General features: G+C 60.4%; 12 protein-coding genes. 3 read left to right on the top strand and 9 right to left on the bottom strand.

Annotated elements, in window-relative coordinates; all coding sequences use genetic code 11:
* Nucleotides 1–8 precede the first annotated feature (8 nt).
* The gene (locus DCO47_RS11820; protein ID WP_064363060.1) at nt 9–581 is read left to right on the top strand and encodes a HupE/UreJ family protein; all 573 of its coding nucleotides are present in this window, start codon (nt 9–11) and stop codon (nt 579–581) included.
* 183 nt (nt 582–764) lie between these two features.
* Nucleotides 765–1,898: an AGE family epimerase/isomerase gene (locus DCO47_RS11815; RefSeq protein WP_116658150.1), complete on the top strand. Its 1,134-nt coding sequence runs from the start codon at nt 765–767 to the stop codon at nt 1,896–1,898.
* A gap of 93 nt (nt 1,899–1,991) precedes the next feature.
* Here the strand turns inward: DCO47_RS11815 and DCO47_RS11810 are convergent, their stop codons facing one another.
* From DCO47_RS11810 to DCO47_RS11765, 9 genes are all read right to left on the bottom strand, one after another.
* Nucleotides 1,992–2,897 (bottom strand): cation diffusion facilitator family transporter, encoded by a 906-nt coding sequence (locus tag DCO47_RS11810; RefSeq protein ID WP_116658149.1) that lies wholly within the window; start codon nt 2,895–2,897, stop codon nt 1,992–1,994.
* A 205-nt stretch (nt 2,898–3,102) separates the two neighbouring features.
* Nucleotides 3,103–3,867, bottom strand: coding sequence for an SDR family oxidoreductase (locus tag DCO47_RS11805; protein WP_083354089.1), 765 nt, complete (start codon nt 3,865–3,867; stop codon nt 3,103–3,105).
* Nucleotides 3,868–4,705: 838 nt separating this feature from the next.
* Nucleotides 4,706–5,422, bottom strand: coding sequence for an ABC transporter ATP-binding protein (locus DCO47_RS11795; RefSeq protein WP_042608953.1), 717 nt, complete (start codon nt 5,420–5,422; stop codon nt 4,706–4,708).
* On the bottom strand, nt 5,419–6,291 hold the full coding sequence (locus DCO47_RS11790; RefSeq protein WP_042608954.1) for an ABC transporter ATP-binding protein: 873 nt from the start codon (nt 6,289–6,291) through the stop codon (nt 5,419–5,421). Before DCO47_RS11790 ends, DCO47_RS11795 begins: the two co-directional genes overlap by 4 nt.
* Nucleotides 6,288–7,589 (bottom strand): high-affinity branched-chain amino acid ABC transporter permease LivM, encoded by a 1,302-nt coding sequence (livM, locus tag DCO47_RS11785; protein ID WP_024011385.1) that lies wholly within the window; start codon nt 7,587–7,589, stop codon nt 6,288–6,290. Before livM ends, DCO47_RS11790 begins: the two co-directional genes overlap by 4 nt.
* A 3-nt stretch (nt 7,590–7,592) precedes the next feature.
* The gene (locus tag DCO47_RS11780) at nt 7,593–8,507 is read right to left on the bottom strand and encodes a branched-chain amino acid ABC transporter permease (protein ID WP_039756948.1); all 915 of its coding nucleotides are present in this window, start codon (nt 8,505–8,507) and stop codon (nt 7,593–7,595) included.
* A gap of 241 nt (nt 8,508–8,748) precedes the next feature.
* On the bottom strand, nt 8,749–9,882 hold the full coding sequence (locus DCO47_RS11775) for an ABC transporter substrate-binding protein (RefSeq protein ID WP_064363070.1): 1,134 nt from the start codon (nt 9,880–9,882) through the stop codon (nt 8,749–8,751).
* A gap of 368 nt (nt 9,883–10,250) precedes the next feature.
* A complete protein-coding gene (locus DCO47_RS11770; protein ID WP_065615513.1) occupies nt 10,251–11,534 on the bottom strand; it encodes an FAD-binding oxidoreductase in 1,284 nt (427 codons plus the stop codon).
* Between the two features lie 153 nt (nt 11,535–11,687).
* On the bottom strand, nt 11,688–13,178 hold the full coding sequence (locus DCO47_RS11765) for an aldehyde dehydrogenase family protein (protein ID WP_042608957.1): 1,491 nt from the start codon (nt 13,176–13,178) through the stop codon (nt 11,688–11,690).
* Nucleotides 13,179–13,342: 164 nt separating this feature from the next.
* Between DCO47_RS11765 and DCO47_RS11760 the strand changes: the two genes are divergently transcribed.
* The gene (locus tag DCO47_RS11760; RefSeq protein WP_064363075.1) at nt 13,343–14,242 is read left to right on the top strand and encodes a LysR family transcriptional regulator; all 900 of its coding nucleotides are present in this window, start codon (nt 13,343–13,345) and stop codon (nt 14,240–14,242) included.
* Nucleotides 14,243–14,325: the final 83 nt, after the last annotated feature.

Below are 14,325 nucleotides of genomic sequence, written 5' to 3'. Positions count from 1 at the left end.
GCTTATCCATGACATTCAAACGCATTCTTGGCGCCGTGGCGCTGCTGCTGACACCGGCGCTGGCCTTCGCTCACCCGGGCCATGGCGACAGTGGCCTGGTCGCGGGCATCAGCCACCCGATCGGCGGTCTCGACCATTTGCTGGCAATGCTCGCCGTCGGTTTGTGGGCGGCGCAGCAACAAGGCGCGGCGCGCTGGGCGCTGCCGTGCACCTTTGTCGGCACCATGCTGCTGGGCGGCCTGCTCGGTTTTGAAGGGCTGGAGTTGCCAGCGCTGGAAAGCGGGATTGCCGCGTCGGTATTGGCGCTGGGCCTGGCCGTGGCACTGGCGGTGCGTCCACCGCTGGTGATGGCGGTGGCGGCGACGGCGCTGTTTGCGCTGTTCCATGGCGTGGCGCATGGGCTGGAGTTGCCGGAGATGAGCAGCCCGTGGGCGTATGCGACCGGGTTTGTCGCGGCGACGGCGGTGTTGCATGCGCTCGGCTATGGCGTGGTGCGGGTTCTTCCGCAGGCAGCGGCACCGCTTGTGCGACTGGCGGGTGCGGCTTCGGCGGCGACTGGGGTCTGGTTGTTGGCAGGATGATTGTTTAGCGCCTGCACTGGTCTCTTCGCGAACAGGCTCGCTCCCACAGGTTTTATGTACGCTGCAAATCCACTGTGGGAGCGAGCCTGCTCGCGAAGACGGCCTGACAGACACCGCATCTCTCAAGCAGTGCTCTCTGCTACCATGTCGCGCAATCGCCCCAGCCCGTGACGACATCCGCTCATGCCCCACGCTTCCCGCTCCACCACCCTGCCCGAATTGACCGCCCTGTTTGCCGAGGTGCAGAAGCATTTTCTGCATGTCATCGTGCCGCTGTGGCAAGGCCCGGGCTGGAATGCCGACATGGCGTTGCCCTATGAGGCGCTGGACGCCGCGCACCAAGCGTTGCCGGCGCAACGTTATCGGGCGATGGCCTGCGCACGGCAGCTGTACCTGTTCTCCAGCCTGATCGGGGTTGTGGATAACGCCGAAGCACGGGCGGCGGCGCTGTTCCGTTCCTTGCAACGGCACTTCCATGACGCCGAGCATGGCGGCTGGTTCTACAGCATCGACGCCCAGGGCAAGCCGCTGGATCAGCGCAAGGATCTCTACACCCACGCTTTCATTCTGTTTGCCTGCGCGCATTACTGGAACAAGTCCGGCGATTCGCTGGCCGAGTCGACATTGAACGCCGCGCTGGAAATCATCGGCCGCCGTTTCGCCACCGGTGACGGCTTGTACGAGGCCTGCCTTGAGCGTGACTGGATCACCTTGCAGACCGGCCCGTTGCAAAATCCGCTGATGCATTTGGCTGAAGCCTTTCTGGCCACCCTTGCGGTGCGCGAAGATCCGCAGACGCAGAAAGCCCTGCTTGAGTTATGCACAGCCATGCACAAGCAATTCGTCGATCCGCAACATGGCGTGTTGATGGAGAAGCCGCTGGGCGCTGTGGATAACTGGTACGAGCCGGGGCATCAGTTCGAATGGTATTTCCTGCTCGAATCGTCGCCGCTGTTGCGCGATTCCAAACTGCATCGGGCATTGGATCGGGCGTTTGCCTTTACCGAACAGTATGGCGTGCTGGAGTCTTGCGGCGCCGTGCGGGCGATGCTTGATCTGGAAAGCAATGGCCGACCAAGGGATTCGACCCAGCGTATCTGGGCTCAGGCCGAATACCTGCGCGCACTGACGTTGCGCAAGGATAGCGGAGCGGCGGTGCTGCGCCAGTTGCAGGCGTTGCAGCAACGGTTTCTACACGCCGGTGGGTGGCACGAGTGCCGGGATGAAAACGGCGAAGTCAGCCGCAAGGACATGCCTTCGACCACGCCTTATCATTTGGCGACCTGCTATCACGGTTTGGCCGCTTATCTTGCTTGAAGATCAAAAGATCGCAGCCTTCGGCAGCTCCTACACAGAAACGCATTTCAAATTATAGGAGCGAGCCTGCTCGCGAATGGCGTTATGCGGTCATCAGGCAATCCACTTCTTGTCCCCGGTGAAGCTGATGGTCAGCCACCGCGCCGCATCCGGCTTGCCCAACTGCGCGGAAATCTGCTCACGCAACGCGTCCAGCTGCGCGACATTGCGCAACGGATAAGCCGCCGGCAGCACCACATGAATTTCGATGAACCGCGCCCGACCGTGCTTTTGTACGTAGGAGACGTAATCGTCGAAACCATGCTCGACCTTCGCCACCTCCATCACCTGCCGTACCTGCTCATCCAGCGTGTCCGGGGCGATACCCAGCACATCACGCAACGCCGGGCCGAGGATCTTCAACGCCGGGGGCAGCATGCTCAGCGCAAGTACGATAAGGATCAGCGGGTCGACATACACCGCCCACTCGCCATAACCCTGGGACTTGAGCAGCAGCGCGGCGAGGAAACTGATCAACAAGCCCACCGAGAGCATCGCATCGACCAGCCAACTGATGTTGTCGAACTGGATCAGGCTGGATTTGAGCGTGCGATTACGCCGGCGCACGTAGAAGAAATAAGCGAACTCGACGACGGTGAACACCGCCGCGTAGACGATCACCAGACCCAGCTCGATATCGCGACCACCGTTGATGATGCCGAACACGCCATTGAGAAATGCATAGATGGCGATCAGCAGCAGGAAGCTGCCTTCAATCAGCAGCACCATCGGCTCCAGATGCCAGAAGCCGAACTGGAAACGCTGATTGCTTTGCTTGGCGATCAACCGGGCGGTGATCAGCATCAGGACTTTGATAAACGTTGCGATCAGCGAGAAAAAACCATCGAACAGGATGGATTGCGAACCTGAAACAAAACCGGTGACGATCCCGGCAATCGACACCGCCAGCATCAGCAGCGTCGATTGTTTGAGCAGTGCCTGCTCACCTCGGTTACTCACTTGAACTCCTCATGAAACCTTGCACACCGCGGGGTGCGGCGGGCTGGCTGAGTGCGGAGTTTAGCTTATCGTCGATTTACACCCGACTTTGTGGCGAGGGAGCCTGCTCCCGCTGGGGTGCGAAGCGCCCCCCTGTTTCAGCAAAAAAGCAGGGGCCTGCTGCGCAGTCCAGCGGGAGCAAGCTCCCTCGCCACAGGATCAGGTATCAAGCCTTGTTGCGCTCAATGGCAAACCCGGCCCAGGTCTGACTCACCGGCATCAGCTCCAGGCTGTTGATGTTGATGTGCGCCGGGGTGTTCATCACCCAGAAAATCGTCTCGGCGATGTCCTGCGGCTGGATCGGCTCGGCGCCGGCGTAAGTGGCGTTGTAGCGTTCCTGGTCGCCGGCGAAACGTACCAGCGAGAACTCGCTTTCGCACAGGCCGGGTTCGATGTTGCTCACGCGCACGCCCGTGCCCTGCAAATCGCAACGCAGGTTCAGCGAGAACTGTTTGACGAAGGCTTTGGTCGCGCCATACACGTGGCTGCCCGGGTACGGGTAGTTGCCGGCAATGGAACCGAGGTTGACGATACCGGCGCCACGGCCGTGGGCGATCAGGCGTGGCAGCAGCAGGCGGGTGGCGTACATCAGGCCTTTGACATTGGTGTCGACCATGGTGTCCCAATCGTCCAGGTCGCACTTGGGCGCCGGATCGACACCAAGCGCCAGGCCGGCGTTGTTGATCAGGCCACGGAGTCTGGCGAACGACGGCGGCAGGTTGGCGATCGCCTCTTCCATCGCCTTGCGATCACGCACATCGAGGACCAGACCGTGCACTTCGGTCTGCTTCGACAGCTCGCTGCAGAGGGCGTTGAGGCGTTCTTCACGACGGCCGGTCAGCACCAGTTTCCAGCCAGCCTCGGCAAAACGGCGGGCACAGGCTTCACCAAAACCGGACGTCGCGCCGGTGATAAACAGGGTGTCGGACATCGTGTTCTCCTTGCTTCGGCCGCCACGGCAGCCCTTGGAATAGAAAATCAGCAGGCAGCATGCCCGCCCTCGCGGATACGGGCAACACCTGCCGCCTGTACAAAAATCAACCAGATGCACCAAGTCCGCAGCCTGCGTGGCTTCCAGCCATGTGCACGCACGTTATCCACAGTCTGCTCCACAGTTTCCGGGGGCAAGTAGAAACGCGCAAAGCCGCGCTGCACAAGGCTTTGCGGGCGAAATGCAAAGTTTTTTGCTTGACCCTGAGTGACCGGATGTGCGGGACAGGGCATTTTGCACGACGGAGGGTATAACTGCGTGATTGCGCGAGGCCAGCAATTACGGCCTTCAGCGAGGTCTTTCCAGAGTTTAGTCACAGACTTATCCACAGGCCGAGACATACGAAATCCTGTGTGCTGCCAACGCTATAAAAAGGTTGACAATGGCACCCCGCGCTTGCTTGAAATTGCCTGATCAAAAAACAACCACAAGCTTGAAAGCCACGGATTACAAGGGCTGCAACCATATACACCCACGTTATGCACAGCCAGCTCCACAGCAATCGGGGACAAGTCAAAACTGTGGAAAAACAGCCATTTGCAGCGTCTATATGTCGCGCTTTGGCAGCTTGGGGAATTTGTTTTCCACAATTCTGAAAGTTGTGCAATTCCAATGTCGGAGTGAGCCTGCTCGCGATCGCGCTTATTCAGCAACATCTACAGGACTGACACACCGCTATCGCGAGCAGGCTCACTCCTACAGGGGGAGGTGGTGAGTTGGGGGGATAAAAAAACCCCGGGACTGTCGTCGCCGGGGCTGTGTATAACCGCGAGAAGAATCAGTGCCCGCCCAGATAGGCGTTACGCACCTCCTCATTCACCAACAGGTCTTTGCCTGTGCCGGTCAGACGGATCTCGCCGTTGACCATCACATACGCCCGGTCCGACAGCTTCAGCGCATGGTTGGCGTTTTGCTCGACGAGAAAAATGGTCATCCCGGTTTTCGCCAGTTCACGCAGGGTGGCGAAAATCTGCTTCACCACGATCGGCGCCAGGCCCAGGCTCGGTTCATCGAGCAGCAACAATTTCGGCCGGCTCATCAGCGCACGGGCGATGGCGAGCATCTGCTGCTCACCGCCAGACATGGTCATCGCCCGCTGATTGCGTCGTTCTTCAAGCCGTGGGAACAGCTCGAACATGCGCTGCATGTCCTCTTTGGCGTACTTGTCGCCAATCGGGATGGTGCCCATCAGCAGGTTTTCCTCGACGGTCATGTCGGGGAACACCCGCCGTCCTTCCGGCGACTGCGCGATGCCGTTGGAGGCGATGTAATGCGAGGACTTGTGGGTAATGTCGACGCCTTGATAAAGAATCTGCCCGCCCGCCGCTCTGGGCTGACCGAAGATCGACATCAGCAGGGTCGACTTGCCGGCGCCGTTGGAGCCGATCAGGCTGACGGTCTCGCCTTCGTTGATCTGCAGCGAAACGCCTTTGAGCGCCTGGATCGGGCCGTAGAACACGTCCAGATTGCGCAATTCGAGGATCGGTTGGCTCATACCAGCTCCTCTTCGTCGGCGCCCAGGTAGGCTGCAATCACTTTCGGATCGCTGCGGATCGCTTCCGGTCCGCCTTCGGCGATAACGATGCCGTGGTCGAGGACCACGATGTGATCGGAAATGCTCATGACCATGCCCATGTCGTGTTCGATCAGCACCACGGTCAGATCGTGCTCGTCGCGCAGCAGCCGGATCATCGCGCTCAGCGCTTCGGTTTCCTGAGGGTTGAGGCCGGCGGCCGGTTCGTCGAGGCAGATGATCTGCGGCCGCGTGCACATGGCCCGGGCAATTTCCAGACGCCGTTGCTGACCGTAGGACAGCTCACCGGCGAGACGGTTGGCGCAGTCGACCAGATCGACCACTTCCAGCCAGTAGAAGGCGACATCCAGCGCATCGCTCTCGGCCTTGCGATAGCCCTTGGTGTTGAGGATGCCGGCGAGCATGTTGCGGTTGACCCACATGTGCTGCGCCACCAGCAGGTTTTCCAGCACCGACATTTCCTTGAACAGGCGAATGTTCTGGAACGTCCGGGCCAGACCTGCACGGTTCACCAGGTGAGTCCCGCCGAACATTTTGTAGTACATGCGGCTGAGGAAGGATTTCGGCGAGACGAAATCGGTCGCTTTGAACGACTCGCCCAGCAGCTGGATGACGTTGGTCTGCTGGCCACGCACGTTGAGTTCGATCTTGCCGCCAGAGGCCTTGTAGAACCCGGTCAGGCAGTTGAACACCGTGGTCTTGCCGGCGCCGTTGGGGCCGATCAGGGCGAAGATCGAATTGCGTTTGACCTTCAGGCTGACATCGCTCAAAGCCTTGATGCCACCGAAATGCATCATCAGTTTTTCAACAGAGAGTACGACTTCACTCATGGCGCAGTCCTCTCGTAGTGAATGGCACCTTTGCGTGGTTTGACCCCGGTGCGGCTGATGCGGATCAGCCCGCGTGGTCGCCAGATCATCATCAACACCATCAGGATGCCGAACAGCAGCACTCGATACTCAGCGAAACCGCGCAGCAGTTCCGGGGCGACGGTGAGCACGAATGCGGCAATCACCACGCCGATGGTCGAGCCCATGCCGCCGAGCACGACGATGGCGAGGATCAGCGCCGATTCGAAGAAGGTGAACGAGGTCGGGTTGACGAAGCCTTGATAGGTGGCGAAGAACACCCCGGCCAGACCCGCCGTCGATGCACCGATGGTGAACGCCGAGAGCTTGACCAGCACGTGGTTGAGGCCCATCGAGCGGCAGGCGATTTCATCTTCACGCAGGGCTTCCCAGGCGCGACCGACCGGCATTTTCACCAGCCGATGCTTGACGTACAGCACCGCCAGTACCACCAGGAACAACACCGCGTAGATGAAGTAATACTTCACGTCCGGGTTGTAGGTCAGGCCGAAGAACTCGTGAAACGGTACCCCGCCATCCTTCGCGCGCTTGCCGAATTCCAGACCGAAGAACGTTGGCAGTGGCGCTGGCATGCCGTTTGGGCCACCGGTCAGGGACAGCCAGTTGTTCAGCACCAGACGAATGATTTCACCGAAGCCCAGGGTCACGATCGCCAGATAGTCACCGTGCAGACGCAGCACCGGGAAACCCAGAATGCAACCGGCCAGGCCTGCGGTGATCGCCGCCAATGGCAGCACGGTCCAGAAACCCAGCCCCAGATACTGGTAGCCCAGCGCCAGACCGTAGGCACCGATGGCGTAAAACGCCACGTAGCCGAGATCGAGCAGACCGGCCAGACCGACCACGATGTTCAGCCCCAGCCCCAGCAGTACGTAGATCAAACCGAGGATGACCACGCCAAGCAGGTAGGAGTTGGAAACAAACGGCACGATGATCGCCAGCACAATGATCAACGGAATGATCCAGCGCAGCCGCGATTTGTAATCCGCCGGCAGCACGTGCACGCCGGAACCGGTGCTCTCGAATCCGTCGAGGATCTTCAGGCCCTTGGGCGTCTGCAGGAACAGGCTGAGGGCAAAACGCCCGGCCATGACGATGGCAATGATCCACGCCACGCGGGTTGCTTCGAGATTGAAGCTGTAGCCGTCGAGGACCACGCCGACAATCGGCCCGAACACGATCAGCGCAATCAGGCCGGCAAGAATCGCCTCGACCAGACTTTTTTTGATATCGATGGATTTTTCAGTGGTTGCAGACATCGCTTACACCTTCGACACAAGAGGACGGCCCAACAGGCCCTGCGGCCGGAAGACCAGTACGAGGACGAGCAGCGAGAAACTGAACACGTCTTTGTAGTCGGAGTTGACCAGACCGGAGAACAGCGACTCGGAGATGCCGAGGATGATCCCGCCGAGCATGGCGCCGGGCAGTGAGCCGATGCCACCCAGAACCGCTGCGGTGAACGCTTTGATGCCGATGATGAAGCCGGCATAGAAGTCGAACGTGCCGTAGTTCATGGTGATCAGCACACCAGCGAGTGCCGCCATGGCTGCACCGATGATGAACACGTAGGAAATCACCCGGTCGGTGTTGATCCCCAGGATCGAGGCCATCTTGCGGTCTTGCTGGGTCGCGCGGCACATGCGGCCGAGCTTGGTGTATTTGATGACGTAGGTCAGCAGCCCCATGCCGACGAACGCGGCGATCAGGATGAAGACTTTGGTGTAGGTCAGTTGCACGAAGCCGCTGCCGACTTCAACACGCCAGGCACCGGTCAGCAGCGTAGGCACGCCCTGTTGTTTGGCGCCCTGAGCGATCTGTGCGTAGTTCTGCAGAATCAGCGAAATACCGATGGCGCTGATCAGCGGCGCCAGGCGGGTCGAGTTGCGCAGGGGTTTGTAGGCGACACGCTCGATGACCCAGCCATACACCGCCGTGACGACGATGGTGAAGATCAGCGTGCCGAGCATCAGCAGCGGGAAGGATTCGATACCGAAGTAAGCCAGCAGAGCCAGACTGATTGCCGCCAGGTAAGCGGAAATCATGTAAACCTCGCCGTGGGCGAAGTTGATCATGCCGATGATGCCGTAGACCATTGTGTAGCCGATGGCGATCAGGCCATAGACCGACCCGAGGGTCAGGCCATTGACCAGTTGCTGCAGGAAAATACCATCCATAACGCAATCTCACGCAGTGAGAACCTGCGCACCAATGGCGCGCGGTTCTTCTAGGAAAAATACAGATGTACGTCGGAGCAATGTCGGAGCGTGACCATCGGACCACCACCGCCCCCTGTAGGCCTTCGCCTGCTCGCGATGACGGACTGACAGGCAACACATGTGTTGAATGTTCAACCGCTATCGCGAGCAGGCTCACTCCTACAAGAAAACCGTGGTGATCAGATGATCGCTTCAGCCCTTACTTCTGCTTTTCCAGCTGGTGGTATTTGCCGTCCTTGTCCCACTGGTAAACCACGTAGTCGGAGACTTTCAGGTCGCCCTTGGAATCCCAGGTTTTTTCGCCCATCACGGTTTTCACCGGATTTTTCTTCAACCAGGCTGCAGCCTCTTCGCCCTTGTTGGACTTGGCGCCGTTGAACGCGGCAGCCAGGGTCTGAACCGAGGCATAGGCGTACAGGGTGTAGCCCTCAGGCTCGGTGCCGGCCTTGCGGAATGCGTCCACTACGGTCTTGCTTTCAGGCAGCAGGCGCGGGTCGGCGCCGAAGGTCATCAGCACGCCATCGGTGAATTGCGGGCCGCCGGCGGTGGTCACCAGCTCGTCGGTCACGATGCCGTCGTCGGACATGAACTTGACGTCTTTCAGGCCTTGTTCACGCAGTTGACGAACCAGTGGACCGGCCTCCGGGTGCAGGCCGCCGAAGTAGACGACATCGGCGCCGGCGCCACGGATCTTGGTCACGATGGTGCTGAAGTCTTTCTCGCCACGGGTCAGGCCTTCGTACAGCACAGGCTTGACGCCGCGTTTTTCCAGTTGCGCCTTGGTGGCGTCCGCCAGGCCTTGGCCGTAGGTGTCCTTGTCGTGCAGGACAACGACTTTCTTGCCCTTGAGGATGTCGACGATGTAGTCGCCGGCAACGATGCCTTGCTGGTCATCACGTCCGCACATACGGAACATGGCGCTCAGGCCACGCTCGGTGACCTGCGGGTTGGTCGAGCCCGGAGTGATCGCAATGATCCCGGCTTCGTCGTAGATCTCCGACGCTGGAATGGTCGACGAAGAGCAGAAGTGACCGACCACGCCGGCGACTTTCTGGTTGGTGAGGTCCTTGGCGACCGTCACCGCCTGCTTCGGTTCGCAGGCATCATCGCCTTTGACCAGGACGATTTTCTCGCCGTTGACGCCGCCCGCCGCGTTGACCGCATCGGCCGCCGCCTGTGCACCCTTCATGTACTGCTCGCCGAATGCCGCGTTGGCACCGGTCATCGGACCCGCTACACCGATCTTGATATCAGCTTGAGCAAACGCAGAAACACCCAGCGCAGTAGCCACTGCGAGGGCCAGAAAGCCTTTCTTGTAAAACGTCTGGGACATGAGGTGGTGCTCCAAGGTTTTTTTTAGTTGGCACTGCGACTTCACTTCACTCAAAGCGCAGAGCAAGGCCCGTGCCATCGGTTTTTTATTCTTCAAAAAGTCGCTGCGTTGTTGTTATTTCGACTGTTTCGTTCCCATTTTCATTGGGCGTGCAACCGTCTAAACCGCGGAAGGTGAAACCGTTTGTTTTTTCAGGCGCAACCCGCGCGCGCCATCATTGCAACCGCAGCGGCAAACGACGTGCAACCCGCCTGTAACAGCCCGCGTCACCGAACTGCACACTGCTGGTGCGCAACTGCTACAACCCGCACCATTACAGGCTAGTCGCTGGCTGCAAAAGCGCTGCGTCCGGCAACAAATTTCAACACTCAAATAACGATGCGCAGGCACTGGCCCGCGTGATACAGGGAAAACCCGGCCTCGTACAGGCAACTGCGCAAGCCCGCACCCGCCAAGGGCTGCATCGGTGCGAAGGGAATCGGCAGTGCCTGTGCATCGCCGTGGCACAGGTAATCGGCGAAGGCTTTGCCGACTACGGTGCCGGTGGTCACGCCGCGACCGTTATAACCGGTGACGGCCACCAGTCCCGGCGCCGGCTCGAACAGGCGCATCAGGTGATCAGGCGTAAAAGCAATGCGCCCGGTCCAGGTGCATTCCCACTCGACCGGCTTCAGATTGGGGAAGTAATGCTGCTGGACCCGATCAGCCCAGGCTTTGAGAAACCATGTCGGTTTCTGATTGCCATTACCGAGGCTGCCGAGCAGCAGACGTCCGTCCTTGTCGCGGCGAATACTGCTCAGCACCTGGCGGGTGTCCCACGAGCCCTGCCCGCCCGGAAGAATCGCCTGCGCGGCGTCTTCGGTGAGCGGCACCGAGGCGACCTGATAGTAATAACCGGGAAAGAAATTGCGTTTGAGCTCGGTCCAGTCGCCTTCGGTGTAGGCATTGGAGGCTATGACCACTTGCTCGGCGAGCACCGCACCCTGGGCGGTCTGCACTGACCATTTCTGCCCGATGCGTTCGAGGCGAGTCACTGGTGAATGATCGAACATCTGCCCGCCGAGCCCCAGCACCGCGTTGGCCAACCCGGTGACATAGGCCATCGGATTAAGCGTGCCGGCGCGACGATCAAGCAGCGCAGCGGCGATTTTCTGCGTACCGGTGGCTTGCTCGCAGGCTTTGCCGGTCAGCAACTCGACCGGCGCGCCACGGCGTTTCCATTGCTGCTCGCGACTGCGCAGGTCCGCCTCGCCCTTGGCGTTATGCGCCATGTGCAAAGTGCCTTCGCGACGCAACTGGCAATCGATGTGGTATTTATCCACAAGGCTGAACACCAGCGCCGGCGCCGCCCCGAGCATGCGGTTGAGCTGGCTGCCGACCGCCTCGCCGAAACCGGCCTCGATCTCGTCCGGGGGAATCCACATGCCGGCATTGACCAGCCCGACGTTGCGCCCGGAGCCGCCGTGCCCTGCGCGATGAGCCTCCAGCACGCAGGCGCTTTTGCCCTTTTCCAACAGATGCAGCGCCGCCGACAACCCGGTGAATCCGGCGCCGATCACGCAGACATCGACCTTGACCTCACCCCTGAGCGCCGAATGATCCGGACGTAGTGGCGTGAGCTTTTCCCACAGACATTCTTCGCGTAACGGCATTGCCAGACTCCAACAGAAACCCAACAAACACACTGCAGATCCTGTGGGAGCGAGCCTGCTCGCGAAAGCGGTAAATCAGCCAACATCAATGTCGACTGACCTGACGCATTCGCGAGCAGGCTCGCTCCCACAGGGCCATCGCATCAATCTCCATCAGTCAAAGGTAATGCCCTGCGCCAACGGCAATTCCAGCGAGTAGTTGACGGTGTTGGTCTGCCGGCGCATGTAGGCGCGCCAGGCATCGGAGCCGGACTCACGGCCGCCGCCGGTCTCTTTCTCGCCACCAAAGGCGCCGCCGATTTCCGCACCGCTCGGGCCGATGTTGACGTTGGCGATGCCGCAGTCGCTGCCGACCGCCGACATGAACCGCTCGGCCTCGCGAACATCGGTGGTGAAGATGCACGACGACAGGCCTTGCGGCACAGCGTTGTTCAAGCGCAGCGCTTCCTCGAAATCGCTGTAGCCAACCACATACAGAATCGGCGCGAAGGTTTCGCTGCAGACCACATCGCTCTGCTCGGGCATTTCCACGATGGCTGGCGATACGTAGTAGGCATTGGGGAACTGATCTTCCAGTTGGCGCTTGCCGCCGAACACCCGGCCGCCTTCGCTGAGTGCCTGCTCCAGCGCATCCTGCATGTTTTCGAAGCTGTGTTTGTCGATCAGCGGGCCGACCAGATTGCCTTGCAGCGGATGGCCGATGCGTACTTTCGAATACGCGGCTTTGAGGCGGGTGACGATTTCTTCCTTCACCGATTCGTGAGCGATCAGGCGACGCAGGGTCGTGCAGCGTTGCCCGGCGGTGCCGACGGCGCTGAACAGAATCGCGCGCACCGCCATGTCCAGATCGGCGCTCGGGCCGAGGATCATCGCATTGTTGCCGCCCAGCTCAAGTATGCTGCGGGCAAAACGCGCGGCGACTTTCGGCGCCACTTCGCGGCCCATGCGCGTGCTGCCGGTGGCGCTGATCAGCGCGACACGCGGATCGTCGACCAGCGCTTCGCCGGCATCGCGACCGCCAATCACCACTTGGCACAGGCTCGCCGGGGCATCGCTGAAATTCTTCACCACGCGGTCGAACAGCGCCTGACAGGCCAGCGCGGTCAGCGGGGTTTTCTCCGAGGGTTTCCACACCACAGGGTTGCCGCAAACCAGCGCCAGCGTGGTGTTCCACGCCCACACCGCGACCGGGAAGTTGAACGCGCTGATCACGCCGACCACGCCAAGTGGATGCCAGGTTTCGCGCATGTGGTGGCCGGGACGCTCGGAGGCGATGGTCAAACCGTACAACTGGCGCGACAGGCCGACGGCGAAGTCGCAGATGTCGATCATCTCCTGCACTTCACCCAGACCTTCCTGCGTGATCTTGCCGGCTTCCCACGACACCAGCTCGCCGAGGTCGGCCTTGTATTCGCGCAACACTTCGCCGAACTGACGCACCAGCTCGCCGCGACGCGGCGCCGGGACCTTGCGCCAGTGCTCGAATGCATGATCTGCACGACTGATGTGCTGCTCGACTTCGGCAGCGCCTTCCCAGTTCACCGAGGCAATCCGACTGCCATCGATGGGCGAATGCACCGGCACTTTGCCGTTCTGGTACAGGGCCGGGTTGACTCCCAGACGATCAAGCAATGCGGCAACCATCGGTCTCTCCTCAAGCAAAAACAGAATGTGTGCGGCCATTCAGTTCATGGCCGGGCAGGCCTTTAGTTGTAGCGTCACTGCGGCGATGCAACAAACGACCTTTACGCCAGATATCATTCCGTTTATTCATGCTGCGTACAGAAAGACAAGGAAAAGGACTGGCCATGCTGAACAAACGCCACTTGCCCTCGATCACCGCGCTGCAATGCTTCGAGGCCGTGACCCGGCACCTGAGTTTTACCCGCGCCGCCGAAGAGCTGAACCTGACCCAGAGTGCGGTGAGCAAACAGGTTGCACAGCTTGAAGAACTGTTGCAGCACTTGCTGTTCCGCCGCGTGCGTCGGCGTTTGCAGATGACTCCGGCCGGAGATTTGTATCTGGTCGAAGTCAGAAAAATCCTCACTCAAGTGGAGATGTCGACGCATTACCTGCGTTCCTACGGCGGAGAGACCGAAGTCCTGCGTGTATCCACCCCTTCGACCTTCGGTGCCCGCTGGCTGGTGCCGCGCCTGAAAGGCTGGCGACTGCGCCATCCGTCGATCCATCTGGACCTGTGCAACGAGCAGGAAGCCGATGATCTGTTGCAAGGGCGCAGCGATCTGGCCTTCTATTTCGGCCAGGCGTCGCGCCCGGGTACGGAGTCCCTGAAATTGTTCGGCGAAGAACTGGTACCGGTCTGCGCCCCGGGCAGCCTGCCCGACACGCCTTTGACTGACCCGACGCAACTCACCGATCTGGTGCTGCTGCAAAATGCCTCGCGACCGCAGGCCTGGCACGACTGGTTTGACAGCCAGGGCTACCACACCGAACACAGCTACCACGGGCCGCGTTTCGAAACCTTCTATATGTGCATCCGCGCCGCCCAGGTCGGCTGCGGCGTGGCACTCCTGCCACGGTTTCTGGTGGAAGAGGAATTGGCCGAGGGCAAACTGGTCATACCCTGGCAGCATGCGATGCCCAGCAGCGACGCCTATTACCTGGCCTACCCCGAGCACGCGGCGGAAGTGCCGAAGGTACGGGATTTCGTGAAGTGGATGCTGGAGCAGATCGACAGCCCGGCTTGAGGTCAACCGGGGATCCCTGTGGGAGCGAGCCTGCTCGCGAAAGCGTCGGGTCAGCCACATCATCTCTAACTGACACACCGCAT

It is taken from the genome of Pseudomonas sp. NDM, from assembly GCF_003105095.1.
Taxonomy (GTDB): Bacteria; Pseudomonadota; Gammaproteobacteria; order Pseudomonadales; family Pseudomonadaceae; genus Aquipseudomonas; species Aquipseudomonas moraviensis_A.
The sequence above is the reverse complement of the archived record's forward strand: the minus strand, read 5'-3'. Positions and strand labels throughout refer to the sequence as shown.

Bases quoted from the DNA above. Each gene is read 5' to 3' on its own strand.
- DCO47_RS11820 (WP_064363060.1), top strand. From the start codon at position 9: ATGACATTCAAACGCATTCTTGGCGCCGTGGCGCTGCTGCTGACACCG.
- DCO47_RS11815 (WP_116658150.1), top strand. From the start codon at position 765: ATGCCCCACGCTTCCCGCTCCACCACCCTGCCCGAATTGACCGCCCTG.
- DCO47_RS11805 (WP_083354089.1), bottom strand. From the start codon at position 3,867: ATGTCCGACACCCTGTTTATCACCGGCGCGACGTCCGGTTTTGGTGAA.
- DCO47_RS11795 (WP_042608953.1), bottom strand. From the start codon at position 5,422: ATGAGCCAACCGATCCTCGAATTGCGCAATCTGGACGTGTTCTACGGC.
- DCO47_RS11790 (WP_042608954.1), bottom strand. From the start codon at position 6,291: ATGAGTGAAGTCGTACTCTCTGTTGAAAAACTGATGATGCATTTCGGT.
- livM (WP_024011385.1), bottom strand. From the start codon at position 7,589: ATGTCTGCAACCACTGAAAAATCCATCGATATCAAAAAAAGTCTGGTC.
- DCO47_RS11780 (WP_039756948.1), bottom strand. From the start codon at position 8,507: ATGGATGGTATTTTCCTGCAGCAACTGGTCAATGGCCTGACCCTCGGG.
- DCO47_RS11775 (WP_064363070.1), bottom strand. From the start codon at position 9,882: ATGTCCCAGACGTTTTACAAGAAAGGCTTTCTGGCCCTCGCAGTGGCT.
- DCO47_RS11770 (WP_065615513.1), bottom strand. From the start codon at position 11,534: ATGCCGTTACGCGAAGAATGTCTGTGGGAAAAGCTCACGCCACTACGT.
- DCO47_RS11765 (WP_042608957.1), bottom strand. From the start codon at position 13,178: ATGGTTGCCGCATTGCTTGATCGTCTGGGAGTCAACCCGGCCCTGTAC.
- DCO47_RS11760 (WP_064363075.1), top strand. From the start codon at position 13,343: ATGCTGAACAAACGCCACTTGCCCTCGATCACCGCGCTGCAATGCTTC.